Source organism: Streptomyces sp. NPDC018263 (genome assembly GCF_055562575.1).
Genome location: NZ_JBVHFA010000006.1, coordinates 527,531 through 547,248 on the forward strand (window position 1 = coordinate 527,531; position 19,718 = coordinate 547,248).

At 71.9% G+C, this 19,718-nt stretch carries 15 protein-coding genes; 7 read left to right on the forward strand and 8 right to left on the reverse strand.

Annotated features, from left to right (window positions below; translation table 11 throughout):
- Window positions 1–70 precede the first annotated feature (70 nt).
- Entirely contained in the window at window positions 71–2,914 is a 2,844-nt protein-coding gene (gene secA / locus ACZ3HQ_RS20390) for a preprotein translocase subunit SecA (protein WP_467512775.1), read from the reverse strand.
- A 253-nt stretch (window positions 2,915–3,167) separates the two neighbouring features.
- Between secA and ACZ3HQ_RS20395 the strand changes: the two genes are divergently transcribed.
- Both ACZ3HQ_RS20395 and ACZ3HQ_RS20400 read left to right on the forward strand, forming a co-directional pair.
- Complete coding sequence (locus tag ACZ3HQ_RS20395) at window positions 3,168–3,806, forward strand: GNAT family N-acetyltransferase (RefSeq protein WP_467512777.1); 639 nt, start codon at window positions 3,168–3,170, stop codon at window positions 3,804–3,806.
- On the forward strand, window positions 3,803–4,993 hold the full coding sequence (locus ACZ3HQ_RS20400; RefSeq protein WP_467512779.1) for a winged helix-turn-helix domain-containing protein: 1,191 nt from the start codon (window positions 3,803–3,805) through the stop codon (window positions 4,991–4,993). The genes ACZ3HQ_RS20395 and ACZ3HQ_RS20400 overlap by 4 nt, the downstream gene beginning before the upstream one ends.
- A gap of 10 nt (window positions 4,994–5,003) precedes the next feature.
- Here ACZ3HQ_RS20400 and ACZ3HQ_RS20405 read toward each other — a convergent pair whose 3' ends face one another.
- The 7 genes from ACZ3HQ_RS20405 to mtnA form a co-directional block, all read right to left on the reverse strand.
- Window positions 5,004–5,750 carry a response regulator gene (locus ACZ3HQ_RS20405; RefSeq protein ID WP_467512781.1) on the reverse strand — a complete coding sequence of 249 codons (747 nt, stop codon included), beginning with the start codon at window positions 5,748–5,750 and terminating at the stop codon, window positions 5,004–5,006.
- 203 nt (window positions 5,751–5,953) lie between these two features.
- Window positions 5,954–6,646 carry a ribosome hibernation-promoting factor, HPF/YfiA family gene (gene hpf, locus ACZ3HQ_RS20410; RefSeq protein WP_467512831.1) on the reverse strand — a complete coding sequence of 231 codons (693 nt, stop codon included), beginning with the start codon at window positions 6,644–6,646 and terminating at the stop codon, window positions 5,954–5,956.
- A gap of 326 nt (window positions 6,647–6,972) precedes the next feature.
- Window positions 6,973–7,824: a ComF family protein gene (locus ACZ3HQ_RS20415; protein ID WP_467512783.1), complete on the reverse strand. Its 852-nt coding sequence runs from the start codon at window positions 7,822–7,824 to the stop codon at window positions 6,973–6,975.
- A 134-nt stretch (window positions 7,825–7,958) separates the two neighbouring features.
- A complete protein-coding gene (locus ACZ3HQ_RS20420; protein WP_467512785.1) occupies window positions 7,959–9,827 on the reverse strand; it encodes an LpqB family beta-propeller domain-containing protein in 1,869 nt (622 codons plus the stop codon).
- Window positions 9,817–11,892: an MtrAB system histidine kinase MtrB gene (gene mtrB, locus ACZ3HQ_RS20425; RefSeq protein WP_467512787.1), complete on the reverse strand. Its 2,076-nt coding sequence runs from the start codon at window positions 11,890–11,892 to the stop codon at window positions 9,817–9,819. The genes ACZ3HQ_RS20420 and mtrB overlap by 11 nt, the downstream gene beginning before the upstream one ends.
- A 1-nt stretch (window position 11,893) precedes the next feature.
- The gene (gene mtrA / locus ACZ3HQ_RS20430; protein ID WP_190045392.1) at window positions 11,894–12,583 is read right to left on the reverse strand and encodes a two-component system response regulator MtrA; all 690 of its coding nucleotides are present in this window, start codon (window positions 12,581–12,583) and stop codon (window positions 11,894–11,896) included.
- A gap of 151 nt (window positions 12,584–12,734) precedes the next feature.
- Window positions 12,735–13,877 carry an S-methyl-5-thioribose-1-phosphate isomerase gene (mtnA, locus tag ACZ3HQ_RS20435; protein WP_467512789.1) on the reverse strand — a complete coding sequence of 381 codons (1,143 nt, stop codon included), beginning with the start codon at window positions 13,875–13,877 and terminating at the stop codon, window positions 12,735–12,737.
- 140 nt (window positions 13,878–14,017) lie between these two features.
- Between mtnA and ACZ3HQ_RS20440 the strand changes: the two genes are divergently transcribed.
- The 5 genes from ACZ3HQ_RS20440 to ACZ3HQ_RS20460 are packed head-to-tail and all read left to right on the forward strand — an operon-like array spanning window position 14,018 to window position 19,580.
- Window positions 14,018–15,370 carry a DUF7847 domain-containing protein gene (locus ACZ3HQ_RS20440; protein WP_467512791.1) on the forward strand — a complete coding sequence of 451 codons (1,353 nt, stop codon included), beginning with the start codon at window positions 14,018–14,020 and terminating at the stop codon, window positions 15,368–15,370.
- A gap of 4 nt (window positions 15,371–15,374) precedes the next feature.
- The gene (locus ACZ3HQ_RS20445; protein WP_467512793.1) at window positions 15,375–16,106 is read left to right on the forward strand and encodes a DUF4129 domain-containing protein; all 732 of its coding nucleotides are present in this window, start codon (window positions 15,375–15,377) and stop codon (window positions 16,104–16,106) included.
- Entirely contained in the window at window positions 16,103–17,281 is a 1,179-nt protein-coding gene (locus ACZ3HQ_RS20450) for a DUF4350 domain-containing protein (RefSeq protein WP_467512795.1), read from the forward strand. Before ACZ3HQ_RS20445 ends, ACZ3HQ_RS20450 begins: the two co-directional genes overlap by 4 nt.
- Window positions 17,278–18,270, forward strand: a complete 993-nt coding sequence (locus ACZ3HQ_RS20455) for an AAA family ATPase (protein ID WP_467512797.1) — start codon at window positions 17,278–17,280, stop codon at window positions 18,268–18,270. The genes ACZ3HQ_RS20450 and ACZ3HQ_RS20455 overlap by 4 nt, the downstream gene beginning before the upstream one ends.
- On the forward strand, window positions 18,270–19,580 hold the full coding sequence (locus ACZ3HQ_RS20460; protein ID WP_467512798.1) for a DUF58 domain-containing protein: 1,311 nt from the start codon (window positions 18,270–18,272) through the stop codon (window positions 19,578–19,580). Before ACZ3HQ_RS20455 ends, ACZ3HQ_RS20460 begins: the two co-directional genes overlap by 1 nt.
- The last annotated feature ends 138 nt before the right edge of the window (window positions 19,581–19,718 follow it).

The following is a 19,718-nucleotide window of genomic DNA, read 5'->3' on the forward strand; positions in this document are numbered from 1 at the left end:
CGAAACGGCTCCGGGGCCGGGCCCCCGTTTGGGAGGGCCCGGCCCCGGAGCACTGCTGAAGCGGCGCGCGCTACTTCTTGCGGCGCCGGCCGCCCTTGGCCTGGCGGCGGCGTTCCGCGCGGGTCAGGCCGTCGGACTCGGAGCGGATGGGCTCGTCGTCCTCGAGGTCGCGCTCGATGACGCCGCCCTCGCCGTCCACAGTGGGCGCGGAGAAGTGCAGCTCGCGGCGCTGCGGCACGTCGAGGCCCTTGGCCCGGATCTCCGGACGCGCCCCGGCGGGGACCTGCGCGGGCACGGTGTCCTGGACGCCCTCGCCGACCGGCTGGGCCTCGACCGGGACCTCCTCGACCTGCTGCTCGACCTGGACCTCCAGGTTGAACAGGTAGCCGACGGACTCCTCCTTGATGCCCTCCATCATGGCGGTGAACATGTCGAAGCCCTCGCGCTGGTACTCCACCAGCGGGTCCTTCTGCGCCATCGCGCGCAGGCCGATGCCCTCCTGGAGGTAGTCCATCTCGTAGAGGTGCTCGCGCCACTTGCGGTCCAGCACCGACAGCACGACCCGCCGCTCCAGCTCACGCATGATCTCGGAGCCGAGCTGCTCCTCACGCGCCTCGTACTGGGCGTGGATGTCGTCCTTGATGGACTCGGAGATGAACTCCGCGGTGAGACCGGCCCGGTCGCCCGCGGCGTCCTCCAGCTCCTCGATGGTGACCTTCACCGGGTAGAGCTGCCGGAAGGCGCCCCACAGCCGGTCCAGGTCCCAGTCCTCGGGGAACCCCTCGGCGGTCTCGGCCGCGATGTACGCGTCGATCGTGTCGTTCATGAAGTGCTGCACCTGCTCCTGGAGGTCCTCGCCCTCCAGGACGCGGCGCCGCTCGCCGTAGATGACCTCGCGCTGCCGGTTGAGCACCTCGTCGTACTTCAGGACGTTCTTGCGCGTCTCGAAGTTCTGCTGCTCGACCTGCGACTGCGCGGACGCGATCGCGCGGGTGACCATCTTGTTCTCGATCGGCACGTCGTCCGGCACGTTGGCCATGGCCATCACGCGCTCGACCATCTGCGCCTTGAACAGCCGCATCAGGTCGTCACCGAGCGAGAGGTAGAACCGCGACTCGCCGGGGTCGCCCTGCCGGCCGGACCGGCCGCGGAGCTGGTTGTCGATACGGCGCGACTCGTGCCGCTCGGTGCCGAGGACGTAGAGGCCGCCGCTCCGCTCGACCTCTTCCTTCTCGGCCTTCACCGCCTGCTCGGCCCGGGCCAGCGCGGCGGGCAGCGCGGCCGCCCACTCCTCGATGTGCTCCTCGGGGTCGAGCCCGTGCTGGCGCAGCTCGGCCTCGGCGAGGTCCTCGGGGTTGCCGCCGAGCTTGATGTCGGTACCGCGGCCGGCCATGTTGGTGGCCACCGTCACGGCGCCCTTGCGGCCCGCCTGCGCGACGATCGACGCCTCACGCTCGTGGTGCTTGGCGTTCAGCACCTCGTGCTGGATGCCGCGCTTGCTGAGCTGCTGGGAGAGGTACTCCGACTTCTCCACCGAGGTGGTGCCGACCAGGATCGGCTGGCCCTTCTCGTGCTTCTCCGCGATGTCGTCGACGACCGCCTCGAACTTGGCGACCTCCGTGCGGTAGATCAGGTCCGACTGGTCCTTGCGGACCATCGGCCGGTTGGTCGGGATCGGCACCACGCCGAGCTTGTAGATCTGGTGGAACTCGGCGGCCTCGGTCATCGCCGTACCGGTCATGCCGGAGAGACCCGGCATTTCCTTGCCCTGCTGGTCGTGGCGCTTGTAGAGGCGGAAGAAGTTCTGGAGGGTGATCGTGGCGAGCGTCTGGTTCTCGTCCTTGATGTCCACCCCTTCCTTCGCCTCGATCGCCTGGTGCATGCCCTCGTTGTAGCGGCGGCCGGCGAGGATACGGCCGGTGTGCTCGTCGACGATCATGACCTCGCCGTCGATGACGACGTAGTCCTTGTCCTTCTTGAACAACTCCTTGGCCTTGATGGCGTTGTTCAGGTAGCCGACCAGCGGGGTGTTGACCGACTCGTAGAGGTTCTCGATGCCCAGCCAGTCCTCGACCTTGGAGACACCGGACTCGTGGATGGCGACGGTGCGCTTCTTCTCGTCGACCTCGTAGTCGCCGGTCTCCTCGATGCCCTTGAGGGGGTTGCCGGCCTCGCCCTTCTTGAGGCGGGTGACCAGCTTGGCGAAGTCGCCGTACCACTTGGTGGCCTGGTCGGCGGGGCCGGAGATGATCAGCGGCGTACGGGCCTCGTCCACGAGGATCGAGTCCACCTCGTCGACGATGGCGAAGTTGTGGCCGCGCTGCACCAGCTCCTCCGACGCCCACGCCATGTTGTCGCGGAGGTAGTCGAAGCCGAACTCGTTGTTCGTGCCGTAGGTGATGTCGCACGCGTACTGCTCGCGGCGCTCGGCCGGCGTCATGTTGGCCAGGATGCAGCCGACTTCGAGGCCGAGGAACTTGTGGACGCGGCCCATCATCTCGGAGTCGCGCTCGGCCAGGTAGTCGTTCACCGTGATCAGGTGGACGCCCTTACCGGAGAGGGCGTTCAGATACGCGGGCAGCGTGCCGACGAGGGTCTTGCCCTCACCGGTCTTCATCTCGGCCACATAACCGAGGTGGAGCGCCGCGCCGCCCATGATCTGCACGTCGTAATGACGCTGGCCGAGGACGCGCTTGGCGGCCTCGCGGACGGTGGCGAACGCCTCGGGGAGCAGATCGTCCAGGCTCTCGCCGTCCGCGTACCGCTGCTTGTACTCCTCGGTGAGAGCCCGCAGCTCGGCGTCGGAGAGGTCGACGAAGTCCTCTTCGATGGAGTTGACCTGGTCCGCGATGCGGTGCAGCTTGCGCAGGATCTTGCCTTCGCCTGCACGCATGATCTTCGAGAGGACGGACACGGGGGGTGGTCTCCTTGCCGGTCGGGCCTGGGACGGTCGGTTTCCATAAGACTTGATTGAGCAACGGCCATCGTATGCGAGGACCCCGCCGCGCCGGGAGGCCCGGCGGCGCAGTGGTCCCTCCACTCCGGACAACGTCCGGGGACCACGGATGGTGCCGCGCCACGCCGATGATTTGCGCGAATGGTGATACGTCGCTCACGCAGGGCGAAATGCGCTGGCACGTAATGTCCGCTCCGCGCACACTCGCCGGATGGACCCCGTCGTACTGACCACCGAACGCCTGCTGCTGCGCGCCGTCCGCCCGGACGACGCCGAGGCCGTGTTCGCGGCGGCCCAGGACCCCGCCATCCAGCGCTGGATCTCCTCCTTCCCCTCGCCCTACCTGCCAGAACACGCCGAGGCGTTCGTCGGCGGCACCGCGCCGGAGGGCTGGGCGGACGACTCGATGTACACCTTCGGCGCCTTCCTGCCAGCCGGGGAGCTGACCGGGATGCTCAGCCTCTCGATGCGCGGCCCCGGCCACGGCGAACTCGGCTACTGGGCCGCGCGCGAGCACCGCGGCCGGGGGTACGTCACCGAGGCCGCCTCCGCCGTCGCCCGCTGGGCCTTCACCGCGCTCTCGGTGGACCGGCTGGAGTGGCGCGCCGAGGTGGGCAACAGCGCCTCCCGCGCGGTGGCCGAACGGCTCGGCTTCACCGTCGAGGGCGTGCTGCGCGCGGGCGTGGGCAGCAGGGGCATCCGGCGCGACTCGTGGGTGGGCTCGCTGCTCCCCTCGGACGTCGGGCTGCGCTCCTCGGTGCCGTATCTGCCCGCGCCCGCCCGGCCGTCGGAGGGGAAGGCGCAGGTCGGCGGGGACTGTCAGTGGCACCCTCTATCGTCCCCGTCATGACGACCCTGCCGCGCCCCGCTGTCACCCTCACCGCGGACGACGCCCGCCGACTCGCCCTGCGGGCCCAGGGCTTCCTCGGCGCCCCCGACCGCCGCTCGGGCGCGCGCGGGGTGCTCCGGGCACTGGGCGCGGTCCAGCTCGACACCATCTCGGTGCTGGCCCGCTCCCACGAGCTGATCCCGTACGCACGCCTGGGCGCGATCGGCCGTAAGTCCGTGGAGTCGGCCTACTGGCACACCCCGGCCTCCGGCGCGCCCCACGCCTTCGAGTACTGGTCGCACGCCGCGTGCATCCTCCCCGTCGAGGAGTGGCCGCACTTCGCGTTCCGCCGCCGCGCCTACCGCGACCGCCCGCACTGGAACCACCAGTTGCCCGAGGGGGTCTACGACCAGGTGATCAAGCAGCTCCGCGCCGAAGGCCCGCTCACCGCGACCGAGCTGGGCGGCGCGAAGCGCACCAGCGACTGGTGGGACTGGTCGGGCACCAAGGTCGCCGTGGAGCGCGCGCTGATGTACGGCGAGGTGGTCTGCGTGGAGCGCCGGAGCTGGAAGCGGGTGTACGACCTCGCCGAGCGAGCGATCCCCAAGGAGCTGCTCCACGACGACCTGGACGACGCCGAGTGCCTGCGCCGGCTGGTCCGGCTGGCCGGCGAGGCGCTGGGCGTGGGCACCCGCGCGGACATCGCGGACTACCACCGCCTCAAGGGCGAGCAGGTCGACGCGGTGATCGCCGAATCGGGTCTGGTGCCGGTCGAGGTCGAGGGCTGGGGCAAGCCCGCCTGGGCCGACCCGGCCGCGCTGGCGACACCCCCGCGCGGCCGCCACCGCACCACACTGCTCTCCCCGTTCGACTCCCTGGTCTGGGAACGGGCGCGCACGGAACGGATCTTCGGCTTCACCCACCGCCTGGAGGCGTACGTCCCCAAGCCGAAGCGGGTGTACGGCTACTTCGCCATGCCGGTGCTGTCCGGCGGGCGGCTGATCGGCCGGGTGGACCCGGCGCGCGAGGGCCGCACGCTGGTGGCCCGGCAGGTCACGCTGGACGGCCCGAAGGCGGTACCGGGCGTGGCGCAGGCCCTGGTGGAGGCCGCGTCCTGGGTGGGCTGCACGGACGTACGGGTGGAGCGGGTCGACGCCCCCGAACTCCGCGCGCCACTCACGCTGGAGCTGGCCCGCGCCGTCTCCTAGCCGGGTGCCGCTAGCGGATCTCCAGGATCTTCTCGCGCATCGCGTAGACGACCGCCTCCATCCGGGAGTGCAGTTGCAGCTTCTCCAGGATGTTGCGGACGTGGTTCTTCACGGTGTTCTCCGAGATGAACAACTCCTTGGCGATGTCCCGGTTGTTCATCCCGGTGGCGACGAGCTTGAGCACCTCCAGCTCCCGGTCGGTCAGCCGGGGCGCGGGCACGAGCCGCCGCTCGTCGGTGCGCTGGATCATCGACTTGAACTCGGTGAGCAGCTTGGACGCCATGGAGGGGCTGATCTGCGACTGCCCGTCCGCGACGGCACGGATCGCGGTGGCCACCTCGTCGGTGGAGATCTCCTTGAGGAGGTAACCGGTCGCGCCCGCCTTGATGGCGTCGTAGAGGTCGGCCTCCTCGTCGCTGATCGTCAGCATGATGATCTTCGCGCTGGGGGCGACCTCCTTGATGGAGGTGCACGCCTCGATCCCGCCCCGTCTGGGCATCCGCACGTCCATCAGCACGATGTCGGGCAGCAGATCGGCCGCCTTGTCCACGGCCTCGGCCCCGTCACCGGCCTCGCCGACGACCTGGATGTCCTCCTCGGCCGCGAGCACGATCTCCAGACCTCGGCGGAACAGCGCGTGGTCGTCGACCACCAGCACCCGGATCGGCTCGTCGCGTTCGGGCTCCGGGTCCGGCTCCATGCCGATGACGCCGTCGTCGGCGCCCGCACCGCGCATCGGTCCGAAGGTGTCCGCCATCGTTCCTCCCCCTGAAGGCTGTGGCCCGTGATTCCGTGCCATCGCCAACCCAAGGCAGCGGCCCACCGGTTGGGCCGGTGCGGTCATGATTTCATGCTCCGGCGCCCGAACGGTGACGCAGAGGGGGCGAACCGGTCGCACACCGGTGCCCCTGGGGGCGCACACGCGTCCCAGGGGCACCGTCTCCGCTCCCGCCGGGCAGGTCAGCCGCCCAGCGTGTCACCCGCCGCGGGCGACTGCGCCTCCGCCACCATCGGGTCCGTGTTGAGGTGGATGACGCCGTAGTCGTATGCGTGTCGCCGGTAGACGACGCTCGGCTCCTTGGTCTCGGAGTCGACGAACAAGTAGAAGTCGTGGCCGACCAGTTCCATCTCGTAGAGGGCCTGGTCGAGGCTCATCGGGGAGGCGACGTGGGTCTTCTCGCGGACGATCAGCGGGCCTTCGCCCTTGACCTCCAGCGAGCCGATCTTCTTGGTGGGCACCCCGTCGGACTCGGCGGTCGGCACGGGCTCACCGTCGGGGTAGAGCGTCGCCACGCCGGGGACGACGTCGGGTACTTCGGCGGCCGGGGTGCGTCGTGCGCCCCGGCGCACGACTCGCTTGTCGTGCTGCTTGCGCAGCCGTGCGTCCAGCTTCTCCGCGGCCATGTCGAGGGCCGCGTACGGGTCGCTGGCCGATGCCTCCGCCCGGATCACCGGACCGCGGGAGTGGAGGGTGATCTCCACCCGGTCACAGCGGTCGGCCTGACGGGGGTTGGGCTCCTTGGACACCTCGACGTCGAGGCTGATCACCTTGCCGTCGAGCCTCTGGATCTTCTCCAGCTTCAGCTTCTCGGCCACGTGCTTGCGGAACCGCTCAGGTACTTCGGTCTTGCGGCCCTTGACGACGATGTCCACGCAGAACTCCGTTCCCGGATCGCTCACGCCCTAGGCGGAGCGTCTCCCTTTCGCACCAGGTCCCGGTGAGCCCCGGAACCTCGGACTCGGTGACTTCCACCTCCTCCTCCCCCATGGGCGAGATCTCCATCCCCGTCGCGCGGGGGTTTACGGAAAACCCACGGCGCGGCAATCGGATATGAGGGGTGCGGCCCTGGGCCTTTCCTCACCACCGAACATATCTCGCCCGGACGGATGTCGTCACCCTCTACTGAGGCGTACCTCCGATCAGGTGAATTACTCCCCTCGCTACCTGCAACGACGCACGTTCTCGGTCGGTTCCCCGCTTATTCGAAAGAATCACGGGGTGCGGCGATCACCGCTGCCCGGAGGGCACTTCCGATGATGTTCACCGGCCTCATTTCCGGTGCCCCATGCACCGACTTTCCTCTCTGTGATCGTGGCCCGGTCTGTCGTTCCTCCCTACCTTCCCGAGTTGCGCCGCGATACACAGGCATGTCCTGCTCCCAGCGTGTTCCGGCCGTCGCGCCGAGGGCCCGCGCCGCCTCGGCCAGGCTGGCGCCGGTGGTGATCAGGTCGTCGACGAGCACGACCCGTCCGCCGGCGAGGAGCTGTGCGCCGCCCGCGCGCACCTCCAGCGCTCCCGCGAGGTTCTCCCGGCGCCGCCGGGCGTCCAGCCCCGCCTGGTCGACCACCGGCCGCCGCTGCCGCAGCACGGCGGCCACCCTCGCCGAAGTACCGGCCCGCCGCAGCCGTCCGGCCGCCACGAGCGCCATCCGCCGCACCGGGTCGTGCCCCCGCCGCCGCACGGCCCAGCGGGCGGACGGCACGGGCACGAGGATCACCGGCCCGGCACGTGACTCCACCCTGCCTCGGCCTGGCTCCGGCCCCATCCCGGCGCGCACCGCTCCCGCCAGGGCCGCGCCCAGTGCCCCGGTGAGCGCCAGGGCGCCCCGCTCCTTGTGCGCGAGGAGGAGCGCCCGTACCTCCCGTGCGTAAGGCGCGGCGGCGTGCACCACCGGCAGGCCGGGCGGCTCGGGCACCGGCCGCACCCGGCGCGGCTCCGCGCGCTCCAGCAGCGTCCGGCACCGTGCGCACAGCACAGCCGGTGGTGACCCGCAGCCACCGCACTCGGTCGGCAGCGCAAGGTCGGTGAGGTCCCGCATCCATCCCCGCATGCCCACCACTGTGCCGAGGCCCGGCCGACCCGGCCACCCCTGTGGAAAACGCCCCTGTGGACAACCCGCACCGGGGTCCGGCACCGCTCACCCGCAGGAGTGACGAGGGTAAGGAACCCCCAGCTCAGCAGGTGTCAACCGGGATAGACCGGCGCCGTCCCGTCCTTGTCCAGCTTCTGCCACTGCGCCCCCGAAGGCAGCCGGACGATCCCGTCCTCCGAGTAGGCCACCAGCGGCACCCGGTCGTCCTCGGCGGAGGCGATCGCCCTCACCTGGGACAGCGCGGCCGGCGCCGGACCCTCCAGCGCGGAGCCGTCCACCTGCACATAACGCATCTGGTGCACCCCGCCCTGCTCGCGGCCGACCACGACGAGGCGGCTGTCACCCGCCCAGGACATGGCGGTGACCTGCTCCATGTCGGGCGCGGCCGGACGCGGATCGACGACGGCCGGAGGCTCGGCCGAGGTTCCGTCCCCGCTCCGCACGTCGGCGCTCACGCTGTCACCGCCCTCGATCCGGCCGATGAGCAGCGACTGCTTGTCACCCTTGGCCGCCACCACCAGCGCGACCCGCGCGCCGTCCGCGGCGACCCGTACGTCCCGGAGCGGACCGGGCAGCTCCGGCAGCGTCACCGCGACCGGCTTGCCGGTGCCCTGCGGGACCACGTAGAGCTGCGGCCGGGCCGGGTTCAGGTCGGCCACCCACAGGTCGCCCCGCGCGTCCCAGCCGGGCCGGCTCAGCCGGGTGTCCACGCCGGGCCCCTGGCTGGTCAGCACCGGCGGCTCCAGCGGAGCGGCGGCGGCCAGCGGGGTCACGTACAGGGACCTGCCGTCGGCGCCGACCCCGGCCGCCGTGCGCTCGTCCCGCGAGACGGCGACCGACCCGAGCTGCTTGGTGCCCTCGCCGAACGCGCCCGGCACCGGGGTTCCGCCGGTGCCGGCGCCGGAGGCGGGCAGCCTCGTCAGCCGGTGCTTGCCGTCCAGGTAGTAGAGGTAGTCCGGGCTCTGCGCGGAGGCGTGCCAGGCCACGGAGTCCGCGCGGCTCTCGGTCAGGTCGCACAACTGGTCCCCGCCGGGCCCGCGCAGGTCGACCGATTCCAGGGTCGGCGCCAGGTTCCGCAGCGTGAACAGCAGTTGGGTCGCCATCTCCGTGCAGCGCGCCGGGCCGACGTGGGCCGCCTTGGCGTTCAGCGGCACGGTCAGCCTGTTCTCGTCGTCCGGGGCCAGGTCGGTGGTGCCGCTCTTCAGCGCCGTCCCGGTCGGGAAGCTGGACCTGACCACGGGGCCGAGCCAGGTGGTGGGCCCGCGCAGCAGCGACCGCACCAACTGGGTCATCGGGTCGACCTTGCTGCGCATGAACACCGGGTCGGCCACGGCCACCGGGTCGCCGGTCGTCCCGGCCCTGGTGTGGTTGGCGAAGTAGTACTTGTCGACGGACGTGTAGTTGCGCTGGAAGTCCGACTTACCCATCACCACACCGTCGGGCAGCGCGTCGATGCGCCACTGCCCGCTCTTGGGGTCCTGGATCAGATGCACCCTGGCGCGGTAGTCGCCGTGCGCCGGGGCGTACGCCTGCTGATCGTCCACCGTGGCCACCCGGTCACCCGCCAAGGCGTACGCGCGCCCGGTGTTGGGCTCCCGGCCGGCCGGCGGGGTCTCGGCCACGATGCCGGGCCCGTCCGCGAGCACGGTGGCCGACCTCTCCGGCTGCCAGGCGCGCGCCGCCTGCGCGGTGAGGTACTTGCGCGCCGTGTCGTAGTGCGGATCGTCGCTGGTCAGCGCCTCCAGGAAGCCCTGCATGATCTCGGGCGGGGAAGCACCCTCGGCGGGCGGCACGGCGAAGACCCGTACCCCCGTGTCCTGGCGGGGCGTGGACTCCACGTTGCGCAGATCCCCGCTGTCGGGCATCGAGGCGCAGCCACCGAGCAGTACGGCCCCGCAGACCGCGTATGTCACCGCGCGCCCCGGCGTACGCCGGGCGCCCCCCTCGCGGTCAGCGACCACGGAACGCCTCCCCTGCCTCGGTCGAGTCCTGCCCTGCGGGTTCCGGGCCCCCCGCGGCACGCGGGTCGGGCACCTGGGTGCCGGTCCTGTCGTCGGGCCGCCGTCCGCCGTTCGCGGGCCGGGGCACGACACGGTTGCCGTTGCCGTTGCCGGGCAGCGCCGTCGGATCGGCCACCGGCGTGGCGGCACCCTGGCGCGGCGGGAGGGCGGACCCGCTGCCGCCGCTCTGCTGCACCGGGACCGTCGCCAGCTTCTCCGCTCCCCCACGCGGAGTGCCGCCGTCGTCCAGGCCACGGTTGCGGCGCGAGTCCTTGGGCTCCAGCGGTATCGGCGAGCCCCGCAGCGGCTCGTCGGCGGTACGCGGCAGGGTCAGCCGGAACTGTGAGCCGCCGCCCGGCTCGCCCCACGCCTGGAGCCAGCCGCCGTGCAGCCGGGCGTCCTCCAGCGCGATCGACAGTCCGAGCCCGGTGCCGCCGGTGGTGCGCGCGCGTGCCGGGTCGGCCCGCCAGAAGCGGCTGAAGACGCGGGTGGCCTCGCCGGGCTTGAGCCCGACGCCGTAGTCCCGCACCGCGACGGCGACCGCGCCGCCCGCGCTGGCCAGCTTGACCACCACGTCCTTGCCGTCACCGTGCTCGACGGCGTTGACGACGAGGTTCCGCAGCACCCGCTCCACCCGCCGGGCGTCCGCCTCCGCCACGACGGGCTGGAGATCACCCACCACGCGGATACGGCTGCCCTTGCGCTCGGCGAGCGGCTCGGCACCGCCGACCACCCGCCGGACGACCTCCCTGAGGTCGATCGGCTCCGCCTCCAGCGCGGCCGCCCCCGCGTCGAACCGGCTGATCTCCAGCAGGTCCGCGAGCAGCGATTCGAACCGGTCGAGCTGGTCCGCGAGGAGTTCGGCGGACCGCGCGGTCATCGGGTCGAAGTCCTCGCGGGCCTCGTGGATGACGTCGGCGGCCATCCGTACGGTGGTCAGCGGGGTGCGCAGCTCGTGCGAGACGTCGGAGACGAACCGCCGCTGCATCCGCGAGAGGTCCTCGAGCTGCTGGATCTTGAGCTGGAGGTTCTGCGCCATCTTGTTGAAGGCTTCGCCGAGGCGCGCGATGTCGTCCTCGCCGGTGACCTTCATCCGCTCCTGGAGCCGCCCGGCCGACAGCCGCTCGGCGATTCCGGCCGCCATCCGCACCGGCGTCACGACCTGCCGCACCACCAGCCACGCGATGGCCCCGAGGAGAACGACCACGAACAGGCCGGCGGTCGCCAGCGTGACCTTGACCAGGCTGAGCGAGTTCTCCTCCTGGGTGAGCGGGAAGAGGTAGTACAGCTCGTACGGGTGCCCGTTGGGGTCGTTGACCTGCTTGCCGATGACCAGCGCGGGCTGGGACTCCTTGCGGTTGCTGTAGACGATCCGCGTGTAGCTCTGGGCGGCGGCGGTGCTGGAGCTGCTGTTGACCCGGTCGCGCAGGCTCGCGGGCACGCTCTCGGCCGGGCTGACGTACCCGGAACCACGCGGGCTGCGGCCACCGCCGCTGTCGTCGCCGACGGGCAGCGTGACCACGTCGAAGGCGCCCGAACCGCCGCTGGACAGCGACTCCACGAGGTCGCTCATCCACTGGATGACGTTCTGGGACTGCTGGCCGTCGGTGCCGTTGCCGGCCGTGGCGCCGTGGGTGGCGGCCGCGGTCTCGTCGGCGCTCTGCCGGGCCACGGCGAACCCGCCGGAGGCCTGGCTCTGCGACGCCTTGACCTTCGCGTCCAGCAGACCGTTGCGCACCTGGCCGATGACGACGAAGCCGAGCAGCAGCACGACGCCGAGCGACATCAGCAGGGTGGTGGCGACGACCCGGAGCTGGATGTTGCGCCGCCACAGCCGCATGACGGGCAGCAGCGGACGGCGCACCCAGCGGATGAGCAGCCGGACGACCGGACTGCCCTGGACACCGCCGCTCAGCAGGGCGGTGAAGAGGCGGCCCCGGCGCGGACTTCCCGCACCGCGGCCGGACGCGCGTCCCGGACCGGCGCCGGGCCGGCCGGGAGCCGAAGCGGCGCTGTCCCCGGACATGTCAGCTCGGTCCGGCCTTGTAGCCGACACCTCGGACGGTCACCACGATCTCCGGCCGCTCCGGGTCCTTCTCGACCTTGGAACGCAGCCGCTGCACATGCACGTTGACCAGGCGGGTGTCGGCGGCGTGCCGGTAACCCCAGACCTGCTCCAGCAGCACCTCACGGGTGAACACCTGCCACGGCTTGCGCGCGAGCGCGACGAGCAGGTCGAACTCCAGCGGGGTCAGCGCGATCGACTGCCCGTTCCGCTTCACGGAGTGTCCGGCCACGTCGATCACCAGGTCACCGATGGTGAGCTGCTCCGGCGCCGGCTCCTCCGACCTCCGCAGCCGCGCCCGGATACGGGCCACCAGCTCCTTCGGCTTGAACGGCTTCACGATGTAGTCGTCCGCGCCCGACTCCAGGCCCACGACGACATCGACGGTGTCGCTCTTGGCGGTGAGCATCACGATCGGCACCCCGGACTCCGCCCGGATCAGGCGGCACACCTCGATGCCGTCCCTGCCGGGCAGCATCAGGTCCAGCAGCACCAGATCGGGCTTGGACTCCCGGAAAGCGGCCAGCGCCTTGTCCCCGTCGGCTACGAAAGACGGCTCAAAACCTTCACCACGCAGCACGATGCCGAGCATCTCGGCCAGTGCGGTGTCGTCGTCGACGACAAGGACTCGTCCCTTCATAAACGACATCATCCCATTCTCATAACGACGACAGAGCCGCAGGTGAGGCACGTCACTGACCTGTGACGATAGTCGTACCGACCGGTCACTGTCTGCCCCTGTCCCGCAGGGGCCGGCTACCGGGGCCGGTCGGGCAAGGTGGCTCCGGCAGCCGGGGGGGTTCTCAGGCGGTCGGCGTGGCCCGCGCCGTCGCGCAGAGCGCCGCCAGCGCCTCGGCGGTCACCGGAGAGACGGTGCCCTCCTCGGTGACGATCGCCGTCACCAGTTCGGGCGGTGTCACGTCGAACGCCGGGTTGTACGCCTGCGTCCCCAGCGGCGCCAACGGCACGCCGCCGCCTCCGCCCACCGCGGACGCCTGGGGCGTGAGGATCTCGGTCACCTCGAAGCCCGGCCGCTGCTCGACCTCGATGGACGCACCGTCCGGGGTGTCCGGGTCGATGGTGGTCACCGGCGCGACCACGATGAACGGCACGTGGTGGTAGCGCGCCAGCACCGCCAGCGGATAACTGCCGACCTTGTTCGCCACCGAGCCGTCGGCCGCGATCCGGTCCGCGCCGATCAGCACCGCGTCCACCTCACCGGCCGCGAACAGCGAACCGGCCGCGCTGTCGGTGAGCAGCGTGTACGCCATCCCGCTGCGCGCCGCCTCCCACGCCGTCAGCCGCGCCCCCTGCAACAGGGGACGCGTCTCGTCCACCCAGAGCCGCCGCAGCCGCCCCACCCGGTGCGCGGCCAGCGCCACCGCGAACGCCGTACCCTCCCCGCCAGACACCAGCGCACCGGTGTTGCAGTGGGTCAGCACCCGGTGGCCGCCGCCCGGCATCAGCTCGTCCAGCAGCGCCAGGCCGTGCGCGGCCATCCGCGCGCTCGCCTCCGCGTCCTCCCGGTGCAGCGCCTGCGCCGCCGCGAGCGCCGCCGTCGCCGCCGCCGTGGGGTCGCCGGTCGCGGCCAGCGCGTCCCGGTACGCGGCCAGGGCCCGACGCACACCGACGGACAGGTTCACCGCGGTCGGCCGGGCGCTCTCCAGCGCCTCGGCGGCATCGTCCACCTCGAAGCCGCGCGCGGCGGCCAGTGCGACGCCGTACGCGCCCGCGATGCCCAGCACCGGCGCCCCGCGCACCGCGAGCGACCGGATCGCCTCCACCAGCGCGGACGCGTCCGTGCACACCAGCTCGACCTCCTCGGACGGAAGCCTCGTCTGGTCGAGAAGGATCAGTACGGGCCCTTCGGGTGGTTCCTCCCATCGGATGACCGGTATCTCGCTCGGCCGCTTGTCCTCACCGGGTCGCGCCTGCTGATCAGCCATGCGGTGAGTCTGCCCCGTATCCGGCGGAGAATTGATGGAGTCAGGGGCCCACCGCACCAGGTCACACCGCGACCTGGCCATGGCACGATGGCTGCCAACCTGCCGCCGCGACCGCGGACGGGCATCGTGAAGGAGCTTCGATGAGTGACACGCCGGGCTGGGCTTCGCCCGGACCCGACCCGTCGTCCGAGGAACGGCAGACCGGAGCGTCCGGCGCCGCCCAGCCCACGCCCACCGACAAGCCCGTACCCGCCGCACAGCCGGGCGACGCTCCGCAGAGCCCGGACGCGAAGGGCCCGGAGGCCCCGGAGGCCAAGGCCCCCGAGTCGAAGTGGGCAGAAGGCCAGCCGCCGCCCGGACAGTGGTCGGCGCCCACCGGCGCACCCGCACCGGGCCAGGCGCCCCCGCCGCCACCATCGGGCGCGGGCTGGGGCGGCCAGCCGCCCGCAGGGTGGGGCGACCCCGCCGCGTGGGGCAACGGCTGGGGCGGGCCCCCGCCAGCCGCGAAGCCCGGTGTCATCCCGCTGCGCCCGCTCAGCATCGGCGAGATACTCGACGGCGCCATCTCCACCATGCGCGCCTACTGGCGCACCGTCCTCGGCATCTCGCTGACGGTGGCGGTCCTCACCGAGCTCTGCGCGCTCCTGCTCCAGGGCGTCCTTCTCAAGGACACGACCAGCACGCTCAGCGACCCCGACGTCAGCCCGACCGAGGTGCTGCGCTCCCTCGGCTCGGTCACGGCCGGTGCGCTGCTCGTCGGCGTGGTCTCCGTGGTCGGCACCATCGCGGCCACCGCGCTGCTGACGACCGTGACCAGCCGCGCCGTCCTCGGCAAGCCGATCAGCGTCGGGGAGGCGTGGCGCGAATCCCGCGGCCAGCTCCTCAAGCTGCTCGGCCTCCTCATGCTGCTGGCCCTCATCACCGGCGGCGTCCTGGTAGTCGGCCTGCTGCCGGGCCTCGTCCTGGGGTTCATCGCGGGCTTCGACGCACCCGCCGTGATCCTGATCGTCCTGGGTGTCCTGGCGGCCGTCGTCGTCATGATCTGGCTGACCGTCCGCTTCTCCCTCGCCTCGCCCGCGCTCATGCTGGAGCGGCAGGGAGTGCGGAAGTCGCTGAGCCGGTCGGCCAAGCTGGTCCAGGGCTCCTGGTGGCGCGTGCTCGGCGTGCAGTTCCTCGCCGGGCTCATCGCCAACATGGTCTCCTGGATCGCGGTGATCCCCTTCACCATCATCGCGTTCGCCGTCAACGGCGAGAACATGACCTCCCTGATGGGCACCGGCGCCCAGCCGGCCGGCTGGTCGTTCCTGCTCATCACCGGCATCGGCTCGGTGATCGGCGCCACGCTCACCCTGCCGGTCAAGGCCGGGGTCACGGTGCTCCTCTACATCGACCAGCGCATCCGCCGCGAGGCCCTCGACCTCGAACTGGCCCGCGCCGCCGGCGTCCAGGACTACGCCCCCGGCGCCACGCCCGGCCCGGTGCCGGGGAGCTGATGCGGTGAGCATGACGGGGGGAATTCTCACGGCGGCGTCGGTCATGTCCGGCGCCGCCCGCCTCACCACCTTCGCTGCGGGCGGCTCCGGCGACGAGCCGCCCGTGACCGTCCCGCGCGATCCCGCCCGCGAGGCGGCCCGCCGCGAGCTGGCCAAGCGGATGTACCACGAGAACGACCCCAGCCTGTTCCAGCGCGCCCTGAACGCGTTCTGGGAGTGGCTCGGCAGGCTCCTCGCCAAGGCCGCCTCCGCGACACCGGGCGGCTCGCTCGGCCTCCTCGTCGTGGTCCTGTGCGTCATCGCCGTCCTGGCCGCCCTGTGGTGGCGGCTGGGCACCCCGCGCCGCAGCCCCGTCGCGGCCGCCCCGCTGTTCGACGAACGCCCGCGCACCGCCGCCGAACACCGGGCCGCCGCCGAGGCGCACGCCGCCCAGGGCCACTGGAGCCAGGCGGTCCAGGAACGCATGCGGGCCATCGTCCGCGCGCTGGAGGAACGCGCCCTGCTCGACGTCCGCCCCGGCCGCACCGCCGACGAAGCCGCCGCCGAGGCGGGCCGCAGCCTCCCCGCGCACGCGGACGGACTCCACGCCGCCGCCCGCCACTTCGACGACGTCACATACGGCGGCCGCACCGCCGACCAGCAGACGTACCAACGCGTCGCCCAGCTCGACAGCGCCCTCGAACGCGCCCGCCCCACCCTGGTGAGCAGCGCCGCCCCCGACGGGAACGCCGGATGACCACTTCGTCCGCGCTCACCGCCCGTCAGGTCTGGACCCGCACCCGGGGAATCGTCCTCGCCCTCGTCGTACTGCTGGTCGGTGCCGTCGCCATCGCCGTGGTCCGCTCCCAGACCAAGCACGGCGACCTCGACCCCCGCTCGGCCGACCCCCGCGGCAGCCGGGCCGTAGCCGAACTCCTCGCCGACCGAGGGGTGTCCACCCGCGTGGTCACCACCCTCGACGCGGCACGTCAGGCCGCCGGCCCGGACACCACTCTCCTGGTCGCCGTACCCGACCTGCTGAGCCGTCGCCAGCAGACCCGGCTCACCAAGGCCACGGCGAACTCCGGCGGCCGCACCGTGCTCGTCGCCCCGGGCGACTGGTCCGTCGGCCGTCTCGCCCCCGGCGTCACCGCGAGCCCCGTCACCACCCTCAAGACCACTCTCGACCCCGACTGCACCCTCCCCGAGGCCCGGCGGGCGGGCAGCGCCGAGACCGGCGGCATCCGCTACCGCACCACCATCGACGGCGCCGACGCCTGCTACCCCAGCGAGCGACGCGCCACCCTCCTCCGCCTCCCGGCGGCCACGGGCACCGGCGACACCGTCCTGCTGGGTTCGCCCGACATCCTCCTCAACAACCGTCTCGACAAGCAGGGCAACGCCTCGCTCGCTCTGCAACTCCTCGGCTCCCGGCCTCATCTGGTCTGGTACCTCCCCTCGCTCGCCGACGCCTCCGCCACCGACACCGATGGCCGCAAAAGCCTCTTCGACCTGCTCCCGACAGGCTGGCTCTGGGGCACCCTGCAACTGTTCGTCGCAGCGGTGGTCGCCGCCTTCTGGCGCGGCCGCCGCTTCGGCCCCCTGGTCCCCGAGAGGCTGCCCGTCGTCATCCGCGCCTCCGAAACCACCGAGGGCCGCGCCCGCCTCTACCGCAAAGCCGACGCCCGTGACCGCGCCTCCGCCGCACTGCGCTCCACGGCCCGCACCCGCCTGGCCCCGCTCGCCGGCGTCCCCACCGCCCGGGCACACACCCCGGAAGCCCTGCTCCCCGCCCTGTCCGCACGTCTCCCCGACAGAGGCGAACCGGCCCTGCACTCCCTCCTCTTCGGAGCGCCGCCCCGCGACGACGCGGCCCTCATCGCACTCACCGACCGACTCGACGCCCTCGAAAGAGAGGTACGCCGTTCATGATGGCCCCGACCACTGACAGCGCCGGGAACACCGAGGACGCGGCCGCCGCCCGTGCCTCACTGGAGACCCTGCGCACCGAGATCGCCAAAGCCGTGGTCGGCCAGGACCCCGCCGTCACCGGACTCGTCGTCGCCCTGCTGTGCCGAGGCCACGTCCTCCTCGAAGGCGTCCCCGGCGTCGCCAAGACCCTCCTGGTCCGCGCCCTGGCATCGACACTTGAACTCGACACCAAACGCGTCCAGTTCACGCCCGACCTGATGCCGAGCGACGTCACCGGCTCCCTCGTCTACGACACCCGCACCGCGGAGTTCTCCTTCCAGCCCGGCCCTGTCTTCACCAACCTCCTCCTCGCGGACGAGATCAACCGCACCCCGCCCAAGACCCAGTCCTCCCTCCTCGAAGCCATGGAGGAACGACAGGTAACGGTCGACGGCATCCCGCGCCCTCTCCCCGAGCCGTTCCTGGTCGCGGCCACCCAGAACCCCGTCGAGTACGAGGGCACCTATCCCCTCCCCGAGGCCCAACTGGACCGCTTTCTGCTCAAGCTGACGATCCCGCTGCCCTCCCGCGAGGACGAGATCGACGTCCTCACCCGCCACGCCTCCGGCTTCGACCCCCGCGACCTCCACGCCGCCGGTCTGCGCCCCGTCGCCGGCCCTGCCGACCTCGAGGCCGCCCGCGCCGCCGTGGCCGAGACGACCGTCTCCGCCGAGATCACGGCCTACGTCGTGGACATCTGCCGCGCCACCCGTCAGTCCCCCTCACTCACCCTGGGCGTCTCCCCCCGAGGCGCCACCGCACTGCTCGCCGCCGCCCGCGCCTGGGCCTGGCTGACGGGCCGTGACTACGTCACCCCCGACGACGTGAAGGCCCTGGCCCTGCCCGCCCTGCGGCACCGGGTCCAACTGCGCCCGGAGGCGGAGATGGAGGGCGTGACCGCCGACTCGGTCATCAACTCGGTGCTCGCCCAGGTCCCGGTACCCCGCTGATGCCGCTCACCGGACGAGCCGCCCTCGTCGCGGCCCTCGGCTCCCTCCCCGTCGGCCTGCTGGAGCCCAGTTGGACGGGCATCCTCGCGGTCAACGGCTCCCTGGCCCTTGCCTGCGCCTGTGACTTCGCACTCGCGGCGCCCGTACGGCGCCTGATCCTCACTCGCTCCGGAGACACCTCCACTCGTCTCGGCGAAACCGCCGACATCACCTTGACCGTCACCAACCCGTCCCGCCGCCCGCTGCGCGGACGGCTGCGGGACGCGTGGCCACCCAGCAGTTGGGAACCGGGCACCGAGGTCGAGGGCTCCCGGCACCGCCTGGACATCCCGGCCGGCGAACGACGCCGTGTGACAAGCCGGTTGAGCCCCACCCGCCGCGGCGACCGCCAAGCCGACCGCGTCACGATCCGCTCCTACGGCCCCCTCGGGCTGTTCTCCCGCCAGGGAACCCACCGAGTGCCCTGGTCACTACGGGTTTTGCCCCCTTTCACCAGCCGAAAGCATCTCCCGTCGAAACTCGCTCGATTGCGTGAACTAGACGGTAGGACAAGCGTTCTGACACGCGGTGAGGGCACCGAATTCGACAGCCTTCGCGAGTACGTCCCCGGCGACGACACTCGCTCCATCGACTGGCGAGCCACCGCCCGCCAGTCCGCCGTCGCCGTACGCACCTGGCGTCCGGAGCGCGACCGGCGCATCCTGCTGGTCCTCGACACCGGCCGCACCTCGGCCGGCCGCGTCGACGACGTGCCTCGCATGGATGCCGCCATGGACGCGGCCCTCCTCCTGGCGGCCCTCGCCTCCCGCGCAGGCGACCGCGTGGACCTGCTCGCCTACGACCGCCAGGTACGCGCCCTGGTCCAGGGCAAGTCCGCCGGCCAGCTCCTGCCGTCCCTCGTGACCGCGATGGCCACGCTGGAACCGGAACTGGTCGAGACGGACGCCCGTGGTCTCACGGCAGCGGCCTTGCGTACAGCACCGCGCCGCTCGCTGATCGTCCTACTGACCTCGCTCGACACGGCCCCCGTGGAGGAGGGCCTCCTGCCGGTGCTCCCCCAGCTCACCCAACGCCACACCGTCCTCGTCGCCTCCGTCGCCGATCCCCACATCGCGCGCATGGCACAGGACAGGGGAGACATCGACGCGGTGTACGAGGCCGCGGCCGCGGCACAGAGTCAGCACGAGCGGCAGCGCACTGCCGAACAGCTTCGTCGCCATGGGGTGACGGTGGTCGACGCGACGCCGGAGGAACTGGCACCCGCATTGGCAGACGCGTATCTGGCGCTGAAAGCGGCAGGCCGTCTCTGAGACGTATTCACGCTCCCCCCTCTTCGGAGGGAAAACGGCCCTGAACGCAGAAAACCCCCGCACCAAAGGTGCGGGGGTTTCCCATTCAAAATTAGTTCGGCGGCGTCCTACTCTCCCACAGGGTCCCCCCTGCAGTAC

Excerpts from the sequence above, each read along its gene's own strand:
- ACZ3HQ_RS20395 (WP_467512777.1), top strand. The coding sequence starts at position 3,168 with ATGGACCCCGTCGTACTGACCACCGAACGCCTGCTGCTGCGCGCCGTC.
- ACZ3HQ_RS20400 (WP_467512779.1), top strand. The coding sequence starts at position 3,803 with ATGACGACCCTGCCGCGCCCCGCTGTCACCCTCACCGCGGACGACGCC.
- ACZ3HQ_RS20405 (WP_467512781.1), bottom strand. The coding sequence starts at position 5,750 with ATGGCGGACACCTTCGGACCGATGCGCGGTGCGGGCGCCGACGACGGC.
- ACZ3HQ_RS20415 (WP_467512783.1), bottom strand. The coding sequence starts at position 7,824 with ATGCGGGGATGGATGCGGGACCTCACCGACCTTGCGCTGCCGACCGAG.
- mtrB (WP_467512787.1), bottom strand. The coding sequence starts at position 11,892 with ATGTCCGGGGACAGCGCCGCTTCGGCTCCCGGCCGGCCCGGCGCCGGT.
- mtrA (WP_190045392.1), bottom strand. The coding sequence starts at position 12,583 with ATGATGTCGTTTATGAAGGGACGAGTCCTTGTCGTCGACGACGACACC.
- mtnA (WP_467512789.1), bottom strand. The coding sequence starts at position 13,877 with ATGGCTGATCAGCAGGCGCGACCCGGTGAGGACAAGCGGCCGAGCGAG.
- ACZ3HQ_RS20440 (WP_467512791.1), top strand. The coding sequence starts at position 14,018 with ATGAGTGACACGCCGGGCTGGGCTTCGCCCGGACCCGACCCGTCGTCC.
- ACZ3HQ_RS20450 (WP_467512795.1), top strand. The coding sequence starts at position 16,103 with ATGACCACTTCGTCCGCGCTCACCGCCCGTCAGGTCTGGACCCGCACC.
- ACZ3HQ_RS20455 (WP_467512797.1), top strand. The coding sequence starts at position 17,278 with ATGATGGCCCCGACCACTGACAGCGCCGGGAACACCGAGGACGCGGCC.
- ACZ3HQ_RS20460 (WP_467512798.1), top strand. The coding sequence starts at position 18,270 with ATGCCGCTCACCGGACGAGCCGCCCTCGTCGCGGCCCTCGGCTCCCTC.